Annotated in this window: 10 protein-coding genes; all 10 read right to left on the reverse strand. The window is 73.4% G+C overall.

Features of this window, described 5'->3' with window-relative positions:
* Positions 1 to 501: beta-ketoacyl synthase N-terminal-like domain-containing protein (locus ACFU6K_RS17195; protein ID WP_380663834.1), on the reverse strand; the 501-nt coding region annotated here is incomplete at its 3' end.
* Positions 502 to 653: 152 nt separating this feature from the next.
* Positions 654 to 1,193: a YbaK/EbsC family protein gene (locus ACFU6K_RS17200; protein WP_375877657.1), complete on the reverse strand. Its 540-nt coding sequence runs from the start codon at positions 1,191 to 1,193 to the stop codon at positions 654 to 656.
* A gap of 108 nt (positions 1,194 to 1,301) precedes the next feature.
* The gene (locus ACFU6K_RS17205; RefSeq protein ID WP_380663835.1) at positions 1,302 to 1,589 is read right to left on the reverse strand and encodes an acyl carrier protein; all 288 of its coding nucleotides are present in this window, start codon (positions 1,587 to 1,589) and stop codon (positions 1,302 to 1,304) included.
* A gap of 72 nt (positions 1,590 to 1,661) precedes the next feature.
* Positions 1,662 to 2,651, reverse strand: coding sequence for an alpha/beta fold hydrolase (locus tag ACFU6K_RS17210; RefSeq protein WP_380663837.1), 990 nt, complete (start codon positions 2,649 to 2,651; stop codon positions 1,662 to 1,664).
* Positions 2,644 to 4,044, reverse strand: a complete 1,401-nt coding sequence (locus ACFU6K_RS17215; RefSeq protein WP_380663839.1) for a condensation domain-containing protein — start codon at positions 4,042 to 4,044, stop codon at positions 2,644 to 2,646. The genes ACFU6K_RS17210 and ACFU6K_RS17215 overlap by 8 nt, the downstream gene beginning before the upstream one ends.
* 92 nt (positions 4,045 to 4,136) lie before the next feature.
* Positions 4,137 to 5,858: an acyl-CoA dehydrogenase gene (locus ACFU6K_RS17220; protein ID WP_380663841.1), complete on the reverse strand. Its 1,722-nt coding sequence runs from the start codon at positions 5,856 to 5,858 to the stop codon at positions 4,137 to 4,139.
* The gene (locus ACFU6K_RS17225; RefSeq protein ID WP_380663843.1) at positions 5,855 to 7,600 is read right to left on the reverse strand and encodes an acyl-CoA dehydrogenase family protein; all 1,746 of its coding nucleotides are present in this window, start codon (positions 7,598 to 7,600) and stop codon (positions 5,855 to 5,857) included. The genes ACFU6K_RS17220 and ACFU6K_RS17225 overlap by 4 nt, the downstream gene beginning before the upstream one ends.
* The gene (locus ACFU6K_RS17230) at positions 7,597 to 9,402 is read right to left on the reverse strand and encodes a fatty acyl-AMP ligase (protein WP_380663845.1); all 1,806 of its coding nucleotides are present in this window, start codon (positions 9,400 to 9,402) and stop codon (positions 7,597 to 7,599) included. The genes ACFU6K_RS17225 and ACFU6K_RS17230 overlap by 4 nt, the downstream gene beginning before the upstream one ends.
* Before the next feature lie 21 nt (positions 9,403 to 9,423).
* The gene (locus ACFU6K_RS17235) at positions 9,424 to 10,218 is read right to left on the reverse strand and encodes a thioesterase II family protein (protein ID WP_380663847.1); all 795 of its coding nucleotides are present in this window, start codon (positions 10,216 to 10,218) and stop codon (positions 9,424 to 9,426) included.
* A gap of 80 nt (positions 10,219 to 10,298) precedes the next feature.
* Positions 10,299 to 10,937 (reverse strand): MFS transporter, encoded by a 639-nt coding sequence (locus ACFU6K_RS17240; protein ID WP_380663849.1) that lies wholly within the window; start codon positions 10,935 to 10,937, stop codon positions 10,299 to 10,301.
* Positions 10,938 to 11,148 lie beyond the last annotated feature (211 nt).

The following is an 11,148-nucleotide window of genomic DNA, read 5'->3' on the forward strand; positions in this document are numbered from 1 at the left end:
CGGCAGGACCACCGCCGCGCCCGCGCCGTCGGCGAAGAGCACGGCGGTGTCCCGGTCGGACCAGTCCAGCCAGGAGCTGGCCTTGTCCGCGCCGATCACCAGGGCGCCCCGGCTGGTGCCCGACCTGATCAGGGAGTCCGCCACGGCCAGCGCGTGGCAGAAGCCGGCGCAGGCGCTGTTGACGTCGAACGCGGCGGGCGCGGCCAGGCCGAGCCGTCCGGCGACCCGGGCGGCGACGGCCGGCATGGTCGACTCCGCGCTGGCGGTCGCCACGATCACCGTGTCGATGTCGGAGGCGGAGTCGAGGCCGTCCCGGTCCCGGGCGAGGTTGGCCAGGGCGTCGTGGGCGGCCGCGACGGCCATGTCCGCGACCGTCTCGTCCGGGGCGGCGATGCGGCGTTCGCTGATCCCGGTGCGGGTCAGGATCCACTCCGCGTCGACGGTCAGCCGTTCGGCGACCGCCTCGCTGGTCAGGACGGTGCCGGGCAGGTAGTGCCCCATGGCAGCGATCCGTGTGCCCGGGGCCGGGATTGATGGCATTGTCGTCTCTCCTCGTGTGATCAACCAGGAACCGGGACGCCCTGGGCAGCACCGAGGACTACTGTCGCCACCGCGGCTATATTTTTCTTCTACTTCCGGGCCTGCCGGGAATTTCAGGCGGGGCGTTCGGCCACCGGTTCTATTCGTGGACGTGCCAGGTCGAAGTAGTCGCCGGTGTCCAGGGCCACGGAGCGGTCCAGGCGGGCCGCGTTGAAATAGAGCCGCGGGCTTTCGAGGAGTTCCGGGTCGACGATCAGTTCCAGGTCGGGGTGGAACGCGAACGGCACGATGGATCCGCTCCGGCATCCGGTGAGGCGCTCGGCCCGTTCCAGGGAGGCGAATCCGGCGCGCGTGCCGCCCAGCAGGTCCCGGACGGCGTCCACGTCGACCCGCAGGTCGCCGGGGACGACGGCGAGGGCGTGGCGTGTGCCCCGGCCGGGTGTCCTGACCTGCAGGACCAGGCACTTGGCGGCCTGTTGCAGGGGGTGGCCGCGCAGGACGCTGGCCACGTCCGTACGGCCTTCCGCCGCGTGGTGGATCATCCGGTAACGGCACCCGGACCGGTCGAGGAGGTCGATGAGCCGTGTGTACGTGCTCGGTTCGGCCGGTTCACCGGGGCGGGCGGTCTCCGCCGGCTCGGCTGTGCGAGTCATCACCAGCAACTGGTTCACTCCTTTTCTGTTGGTGCGGGGGGAGCCGGTCGGCGGCCTCGGGCAGTCGGCCGGACCGCGTGGTCGCCCGCGCGGTCCGGCCACGGGGGGTCAGGCGGTCCGGTTGCCGTGCTCCGCGAGCATCTCCGCGAGCAGGCCGGAGAGGGCATCGACGGTCGGGTAGTCCCAGACCAGGGTCGGTGCGACCTCGATGCCGAACTCGTCCTCGATCTCGCCGCACAGGGTGAGGCCGTGGAGGGAGTCGAGGCCGTACTCGGCCAGCTTGGTGTCGGTCCGGATGGAGTCGACCGGCTCCTCGAGGTAGAAGGCGACCTTCTCCCTCAGCCACTCGGCGATCGGCGCCTGCTGGATCTCGGTGGTCATCGTGGCAGTGGTCATCGGTGTGTCTCCTCGACATCTGAAGTGGTAACGGAAAGGGGACGGAACGAAGGAAGGGGTGGGGCTGGTCGGTCAGCTCAGCGACCGGGCGAAGGCGACGAGGGCGGCCGTGACCTCCTCCGGGCGTTCCTGCTGGATCCAGTGGCCGCAGCCGGGGAGCAGGAGCATCTCGCGCAGGTCGGGGACCCACTGCCGCAGTTCGGACTCCAGCCGGGCGGGGTCCGCGCCCTTGATCACGAAGTCCTCCTCACCGGCCAGGTAGAGGGCGGGCATCTGGACGGCCGCCTTCTGGTACGGGGCGGTCAGATCCCAGTTCGCGTCGAGGTTGCGGTACCAGTTCAGCCCTCCGGTGAAGCCGGTCCTGGTGAACTCGGCCGTGTAGACGGAGAGTTCGTCCTCGCTGAGCCAGCCGGGCAGTGCGGCGGGCTCGGGGTAGAGGTCCAGCAGTCCGCCGCCGTCCGGCACGACGGGCGCCCGGTAGGGGGCTGATCCCGAGGTGCCGTTCAGCAGGCGGCGGAAGGACGCGGCCACGTCGCGCTCCAGTTCCGCCTCGGCAACGCCGGGCGTCTGGAAGTACAGCATGTAGTGGCCCGCGCCGATACCCCGCCGGATCGCGGGCAGCGGGTTGAGCGGCGAGCGCGGCCGGTAGGGAATGCTGAGGCCGGCCACGCCCCTGACCCGGTCGGGGCGCATCAGGGCGGTGTGCCAGGCCACCTGGGAGCCCCAGTCGTGGCCGGCCAGCACCGCCGGGCCCTCGCCCAGCGCGTCGATCAGCGCGACCGCGTCGCCCACCAGGTGGTGGATCGTGTACCGGGCCGCGTCCTCGGGGCTGTCGCTGCCGCCGTAGCCGCGCATGTCCGGGGCGACCGCGTGGAACCCGGCCGCCGCCAGGCCGGCGAGCTGGTGTCTCCAGGAGTACGCGAGTTCGGGGAAGCCGTGCAGCAGGACGACGAGCGGGCCCTGACCGGCCTCGGCGATCCGGACGCTGCGCCCGCCGGCCCGCAGCGTACGGTGGCTGACCCCGTCCGGGAGCGGCAGGCCGGACCCCGGCGGCTCAGACACGGACGGCCTCCTGGTCCGACGGGCGGGAGGGCGCCGGGGCCTGGACCAGGCGCAGCCGGGAGATGACCTGGTCCGGGTCGGCGGCGGCGGTGTCCAGGGCGCGCACGTAGTAGGAGGCGAAGCGCTCGATGGTCGACAGGTCGAAGAGCACGGCGTTGTAGCGGAAGTCGAGCGTCAGGCAGTCGCTGCTCTGGCGGACGTTCACCGCGAGGTCGAGCTGGCCCTCGGCCTGGGGCAGTTCGAACGGGCTGATGGTCAGGCCGTGGTGCTCGATGGTGTTGTGCTCGCCCTCGCCGTCCAGCAGCAGCTTCATCAGCGGGTCGGGCTTGGCGACACCGATCAGGTTGAAGGTGATCTGGCAGAGCGAGGAGCCGGCGCTGGTGCGCGGGCGGTTGGCCGTGCGGGTGAGCCGCGCGAAGGGGTAGCCGACGGCGGCGAGGCCCTGGCGGACCTGGCCGTCGACCGTCGTCGCGGCGTCGCGGAAGGTGGCTCCGGGGGCGAAGCTGCCGCGGAAGACCAGGGTGTTGATGTAGTTGCCGACGACGTCGCGCATCGGCGGGGAGAGCCGGGTGGTGGTGGGGCAGCCGATGAGGAAGTCGTTCTGCCGGGTGTAGCGGTGGAGCAAGCCCTGGAAGGCGCCCAGCAGGAAGGAGAAGAGGGTCACGCCGCAGGCACGGGCGGCCGTGCGCAGTGCCTCGACCTGACCGGCGTCGAGCTCCAGGTGGTGGGTGGCGCCGACGGGCGTGGGCCCGGCTGTGCGGGGGCGGTCGGTGGGGATCTGCGCGGGCTGCGCCCCCTCGATCACACCGTGCCAGAACGCCTCGGCGCGGGCACCGCGCGGGGAGGAGAGCAGGCGCTGCTCGGCGGCGACGTACGTGTCGTGGGTGTAGGCGACCGGGGCGGGCGCGGCCTCCTCGCCGGCGACGGCCTGCTGATAGCCCGCGAGGATGTCGCGCAGCAGGACGAGGTCCGAGACGGCGTCGGAGGCGATGTGGTGGCCGCCGATCAGCAGGACCGCGTCGGTCTCGGAGCGGCGCAGCAGGACGAAGCGGAAGGCGCCGCGGTCGCGCAGGTGGTACGGCTCGTTGAGCGCCCGGCGGACGGCGGTGCGCAGTTCGTCGTCGCCGACCGGGCCCAGGTCCTCGACCAGCAGGGCGAAGGGTTCGTGGGCCCGGGGGGTGCTGACGGGCACCCCGTCGACCCTGTCGAACAGCGAGTGGACGAGTTCGTGCCGGGCGACGGCGGCGGCGACGGCCTCCCGGAGTGCGGGCAGTTCGACGGGGGACAGCACCCGTACGGCGACGCCGGTGTTGTAGGAGCTGCCCTCGGGGTCGAGTTCGTAGAGGAACCACAGCGCCTCTTGGGCGTGGGAAAGCTGATGACAGGTCGACATCACCGGCTCCCTTCTGGGATGAAAAAGCCGATATGCGCGGAGGGTCCGCGCGTGGACGTGAAGCGGCCGGTGGCGTCCGGCCGGTGCTCGGGTCAGGCCAGTCGGCGGCCCGTGAGGTCGAAGCCGCGGCGGGTCTCGTGGCGGCGGGCGAGCTCGGCGAAGACGGGCTCCGGTACGCCGTCCGTCTCCGGTCCGCAGCCGAGCCGGCCGGCCAGCCGGCCCAGCGCGGCGGCGAGCCAGGCCGTGTCGCGCAGGAACGGGTCCGGGTTGTCCGCGTTGTGGCGCCACACGCCGAGGCAGGCGGCGGCCGCCAGCAGCACCGCGTAGCGCTCGGCCAGCACGAAGGTGCCCGCACTGGCCACCGGGGTGCGGTCCCGGGGGGCCAGTTCGCCGAACCGCTCCTTCAGCCGGCGCAGCTCTCCCACCAGCGAGGCGCACAGCGGGCCGAGCACCCGGTCCCCGGCCAGCTCGGCGGCCACCTGGGGCAGTGCCGCCATCAGCGGGTCCTCACGACCCGCCATGACGCTCAGCCGTTCCGCGTCCAGCTCCGGCAGGGCCCGGTCCATGGTGAACAGCTCGGCCGGCGCGCCGCCGTCGCTCAGCCAGCCGCCGCGTGCCATCCGCGGCAGCTGGGGGATCATCGTCGCCTGGCAGACCGTTCCGCCGGCGTGGACGAGCGAGGCCACCGGGAGGTCGCGCAGGTGCTTCTGGAAGACGCCGTGCTCGCCCTCGCGCAGGAAGGAGCGCGCGCCCAGCACGACGGCCATGGCGTCGACCGCCTCGCGCATCAGCGTCGGTACCAGGTACTTCACGGCCGCCGCGTAGACGCTGGTCTGGCCGGGGAGCACGTGCAGGGCGCGGCAGACCGTGGTGGCGAGGCTGTCGGCGACGAGCAGGTCGAGCCACGCGCCGGCCAGCAGGGAGCGGGCGTGCGGCAGTTCGGAGACGGCCCGCCCGTACAGGCGCCGCTGGACCGCGAAGTCCATCACCGTCCGCAGCTGCTGGTCGACCGTGCCGACCGCGGCCGCGGGCAGCACCGCCCGGGTGACCTGGAAGGCCCGCAGGATGGTCTCCATGGCCTCCCCGAACCCGCCGGCGACCGCGGTCACGGGCACCGGGCAGTCCTGGAACTCCAGGCCGCCGAGGTACAGGGCGCGCACCCCGCTGGTCCGGTAGCGCGGCAGGAAGCGCAGCCGGTCGCGCGGGACGCTCGCCATGTCGACCAGCACCATGGAGTGGCTGCGGCTGCCGGCCTCCTCCCGGGTGCGGGCCAGCAGGGTGACGGCCTCGGCCCTGGCGAGGTTGTTGATGATCTCCTTGCGGCCGTTGAGGACGAGCGAGTCGCGCTCCACCCGGGCACTGAAGGCGGTGCGGGAGACGTCGTTGCCGGTGGACATGTCGGTGTACCCGGCGGCGACCCGGCCGTTGCGCAGCAGCACGTCCGCCAGCCAGCGGCGCTGCTTGTCACTGCCCGAGGACCAGACGTTCACGGAGCCGACCAGGTTGCTCGCGCCGTGGCCGAGCGCCAGCGCGACGTCGCGCCGGAACAGCGGACGCAGCACCCTGGCCAGGTGGTCGGCCTGCCCGAGCCGGCCGCCGAGCGCCGCCGGGACGAACTCCGCGCCGAGGCCGTAGGCGTCCAGCACCCGCTCGCCCGCGGACAGCAGGTCGCCGCGCTCGTCCGCGTTCAGGAGGGCGGCGAAGCCCAGCGGGTTGCCGGGGTCGGTGGGGTCGCCCAACCGCGATTCCAGTGCGGCCGGGGTGCCGAGGTCGGTGAAGGGCGACGCGGGGGGTGCCGCGGGTGCCGTGGTCATGAGCGGCCTTTCACGAGCGGGTGGGTCAGCAGGGACGGCAGGTCGCCCCGGCCCTGCTGCTCGATCAGGACCGGCACCAGGCGCTCCAGGACGTCGCCGTCGGTGTCCGGCCGGCCGGGGAGCAGCTGGTCCAGCAGCCTGACCAGCACGGCCTCCAGCCACAGGCCGTCCTGCCAGAGCGGGTGGCCGGCGCCGGCCGTCGCGTGGTTGCGCAGCCACAGCCGGATCGCCGCCGAGGCGGCGAAGCAGCGGGCGTACCGCTCGGCCAGGGAGAAGGCGGCCACCGGGACGTCGGTCGCCACCGGGCGGTGGGCCGCCATGGCGGCGGCGACCTCGTCGGCCACGGCGGCGATCGCCTCCGCGTTGCGGGCCAGCGAGGCGGGGACCACGCCCTGGCGGGCCAGTTCGGCCAGCTCCGCCACGCCGTCGGAGAGGGATTGCACGATGCTGCCGCCGGGGCGGGGCAGCAGGGAGAGCCGATCGCGGTCGAAGTCCGGCAGCTCGGCCGTCAGGGTGGCCGCCGTCTCGACGCCGGCCCGGTCCACCTCGCCGCGGCGGGCCTGGCGGGCCAGCTGCGGGAACTGGTTGACCAGCGAGTGGAGGTTCACCACGGTGTTGCCGTCGAAGATGGACACGATGCGGTGGTCGCGCTGCACCTTCTGGAAGCGCCCGTGTTCGAAGGTGTCGCCCACCAGCAGGGAACGGGCGCCCAGCACCGTCGACAGGCGGGAGACGACCTGGTCGACGAGGGTGGGGACGAAGTACTTGGTGACGGCCGAGACCACCGCCAGCTCCCCGGTCAGGGCGTGGATGGCCCGTCCGGCCACCAGGGTGGTCGCCTCGGCGAGGAGCACGTCGGCGTACGACGCGGCGATCAGGTGCCTGGTCTGCGGCAGGTCGATCAGGCGGCTGCCGTAGGCGTGGCGCTCCAGGGCGTACCCGGTGGCGAGTCCGAGCGCCTGGTCCGCCGCCCCGAGCGACAGGGCGGCGCACAGGGTGCGGGTCAGCTGGAGGCTCTTCAGGACGATCTCCGCGCCCCCGCCTTCGGCGCCGATCAGGGCGGCGGCCGGTACGGGGGCGTCGGTGAACGCGACGCCACTGATGTCGGCGCTGCGGATGCCGTGCAGCTTCACCGCCGGCAGCGGCCGGTAGGTGCCGCCGGGGAGGCTCTGCTTGTCGACCATGAGCAGGCTGTAGGCGCGGGCGCCGCCCTGCTCGCCGGTGCGGGCCAGGACGCAGATCCGCCGGCCCCGGTTGGCGTTGTTGATCAGCCACTTCTCGCCGGTGAGGCGGTAGCCGCCGTCCGGTTCCCGGTGGGCGGCCACCTCCCCGGCGAGCAGGTCGCTGCCGTGGTCGCGCTCCGTCAGGCCCCAGGACACGACGGTGCCGTCGGCCACCAGCCGGCCGAGCTCGCGGGCCTGCTCCTCGCTGCCGCCGACCCAGACGGACACCGCGCCCAGGAAGGTCTTGCCGTGCGCGATGGCCACCGTCAGGTCGCGCCGGGCGACGGCGCGCATGAGCTGGAGCACCTCGTCGTAGCGGTGCAGCGAGCCGCCGTACCGCGCGGGGACGTAGTGGCCGGGCAGGCCCAGGAAGTCCAGCTCGCGGCAGATCTCGACCGGGAACTCCTCGCGGTCGTCGAGTGCGCCGCAACGGGCGTAGGAGAAGAGCCGGCCCGCGTCGTCCGGGTCGCCCAGGGCGCGGTCGAAGTCCAGGACGGCGGGGTACGGGGTGGAGGTCACGGCGTCTCCCCCGTGCCTCCGGTCGCGGCGGCCGCCGTCTCGGGCGTGCGGTAGCGCTTCCTGGTCGCGGTGTTGAGGTCCTCGTACAGCGGCTCCAGCGCGCCGGTCATGAACTTCTCGCGCATCAGCCGCCGCTGGATCTTGCCGCTGGTCGTGCGGTGCACCTGGCCGGGGCGCAGGAACACCACGTTCGACACCTTCACGCCGGCCGCCTCGGCGAGCTCGCCGCGCACGCGGCGCGCCAGTTCGGGCAGCTCGACCGGGTTGGCCGGGTTGGGCCGGTACTCCTGGATGACGACGATCTCCTCGCCGTCGGCGGGGACCGAGCAGACGCTGGCGACCAGGCCCTGGAAGGAGGCGTGCACGGTCTGCAGTTCGCGCTCCAGGTCGTGCGGGTAGAGGTTGCGGCCGTTGATGACCAGCACCTCCTTGGTGCGGCCGGTGACGTACAGCTCGCCGTCGTGGATGATCCCGATGTCGCCGGTGCGCAGGAAGCCCCGCTCGCCCTCGGCGGTCATCGCGCGGAAGGTGCGCTCGGTCTCCTCCGGGTTGTTCCAGTACCCGGCCGTGACGCTCCGGCCCCGGACCCAGATCTCGCCGGCGCGGCCGTCCGGCAGCGTGGTCCTGGTCTCCGGGTCGACGATCCGCACGTCGAGCCCGTGGATCTGGCCGCTGCTCACCAGTTTGGGGGCCTCCAGGTCACCGGGGAGCGGGCGCAGCACCTTGTGGGCGAGCGCGTCGCCGTCCACGGAGGTGATCGCCGGGCGGCGGCCGGGCGGCGTGCCGGTGACCAGCAGCGTGGTCTCGGCCATGCCGTAGCAGGGGTTGAAGACGTCGGGGCTGAAGCCGGCCGGGGCGAACTTCTCGGCGAAGCGGTGCAGCGTCGCGGCGCTGATGGGCTCCGAGCCGTTGCCCGCGTTGCGCAGGTGGGACAGGTCCAGGGTGGCGACCTGCTGGTCGGTGATCCGGCGCACGCACAGGTCGTAGGCGAAGTTGGGCGCGACGGTGGTGTGGATCCTCTTGCGGGAGACCAGGTCCAGCCAGAGGTAGGGACGGCGCAGGAAGTCCATCGGCGCCATCAGGTAGGTCGTGGTGCCGAGGTAGAGCGGCTCCAGCACCTTGCCCATGAGCCCCATGTCGTGGTGCTGCGGCAGCCAGCTGGCGACCAGGCAGCCGGAGTCCAGGCCGAAGGCCCGCTCGATCAGCTGCAGGTTGTGGAAGAGCGACCCGTGGGTGACCATGACGCCCTTGGGGGTGCTGGTCGAGCCGGAGGTGTACTGGAGGATGACCAGGGTGTCCGGGCCGAGCTGCGGCACCCGCCATCCGGGCGCCTCGGCGAGTTCCAGGGTGTCGGTGACGACGGCGTCGACCCCGGTGAGGCCGGAGTCCGCCACGAAGGCGCTGACGACGCCGGCGTTCGGCGTGTCGGTGAGGATCAGCCGGACGTCGGTGTCGCGCACGATGCCGACCGAGCGGGCGTCATGGCCCCGCTGGCTGCCCGGGACCGGCGCGGGCACGGCGACCACGCCCGCGTACATGCAGCCCATCAGGACCTTCACGAACTCCAGGCCGGTGCCGTAGAGCAGCATCACCCGCTCGCCGACCGTGCAGCGTCCGGCCAGCCACGAGGCGATCCTGCGCGCCTCCCGGTCGAGTTCGGCGTAGGTCAGCGTCTCCTCGACGGGCTCCCCGTCGACGACCCGGACGAAGGCCACGGCGGTCTTGTCGGGGATCGTGCGGCTGTGTGCTTCCAGTCGGCTCACCAGGTGCTCGTGCATGGCGCCGCTCTTCCTTTCGGTCATGGGATCTGTGGCTCCGGGTGATCAGGTACGGCTGAGACCGGCGAGGGCCTGCCTGAGCCGGAGGTCGCTGCGGAGGTGGCCGGTGATGTGGCCGAGGAGCTCCTGCTCGTGCGCCTCCAGGTAGAAGTGGCCGCCGGGGAAGACCCGGAACTCGAACGCGGACGCCGTGGTCTGCGACCAGGCGCGGGCCTTGTCGACCTCGCAGTCCTCGTCGCTGTCGCCGACGTACGCCACGAGCGGGCAGCCGGTCCGGGTGCCGGACACCGGGTGGTAGGCATCCAGCAGCCGGTAGTCGGCCCGGATGCTCGGCAGGACCAGCTCCAGCAGCGCCGCGTCCTCGATCTCGCCCATCGAGCCGCTGCCCAGCTGCCGGAGCTCGCGGACGAAGGCCTCGTCGTCCTCGGCCCGGCCGGGGGGCGTGGCCAGGTGCGGTGCCTCGGCGCCGGAGACGAACAGCCGCACCGGCTGGACCCCGTGCCGTTCCTGGAGCCGCAGGGCGACCTCGTGGGCGACGTAGGCGCCCATGCTGTGCCCGAAGAGCGCGATCGGCGTGTCGAGCAGCGGGACGAGGGCGGCCACGATGTCATCGGCCAGTTCGGGCAGCGAGGCCGCGAACGGATCGGCGAACCGGTCCTGCCGGCCGGGGTAGCAGGTGGCCAGCACCTCGACATCGTCGGGAACGGCCCGCGCCCAGGTCCGGTAGGACGTCGGCGCCCCGCCTGCGTGCGGGAAGCACACCAGGCGCAGGGCCGGGGAGGGCGTCGCCCGGTAGCTGCGGAACCAGTCGGCCGCCGCGCCGGTCATCGAACCTGTCATCGGGGTCCTTCCTTGGAATCGTGCGCGGAGGCGTCACAACTGCTGGCACTCCGCCAGCGTCCACACGCTCTCCCGGAGCCCTATATCCCGCCCATACCGGCGGATTCGGCCGCCGCGGGCGGCTCCTGCGTCCCGCCGCCGGGCGTCGCGGAGGCGGGCGCCGGGCCGCCGGGCGCCGCGGAGGCGCGGTGCTCGGCGCGCACCGCCGGGCTGAACGCCACCACGGCGGTCAGCGCCAGCACCGCGACGCCGAGGACGAAGCCGGTCGCGGACGGTCCCGCCCGGTCGACCAGCCAGCCGCCGGCCAGGGCGCCCAGCGAGTTCGCCCCCGAGGACAGGAAGCTCGACGCCCCGTTCACCCGCCCCTGCAGGGCCTCGGGGGTGACCTGCATCTGGTAGACGTTCCCGGTGACGTTGAACAGGCTGGCCACGAAGGTGATGCCGGCCAGCGAGGCGGCGATCAGCGCGGGCGAACCGGAACACGCCGAGACCGGGATGAACACCGTCCACACCGCGAAGCCGGCCACCGCCGTCCGGTACAGGTCCGACCGGCGCGACCACCAGCCCGCGCTGAGCGCCCCGAGGATGCCGCCCAGCCCGCCCGCGCCGAGCACCAGGCCCACCACCGCCGGTGGGTGACCACCGTTGTGGATCCGCACCAGCACCGCCAGCAGGAGCACCTGGAAGACCAGGTTGCTGCCCGCGAACACACAGGTCATCACCCGCAGGAACCGCTGCCGCCACAGCCAGCGGACCCCTTCCCCGACCGCGGCGCGCAGCGACGTGCCGCCCGGGGGGACCGCCCGGTCGGCCTGCGCCGGGCCGAGGGGCCCCCCCCCGGGGGGCCCCACACCCGCCGCGCCCCCCGCCCCCGCCCCCGGGGGCGCGCACGGGGGCCCCCCGGCCCCCCGGGCCACCAGGCGGGGGGCC

The organism is Kitasatospora sp. NPDC057512, assembly GCF_042802135.1.
Lineage (GTDB): Bacteria > Actinomycetota > Actinomycetes > Streptomycetales > Streptomycetaceae > Kitasatospora.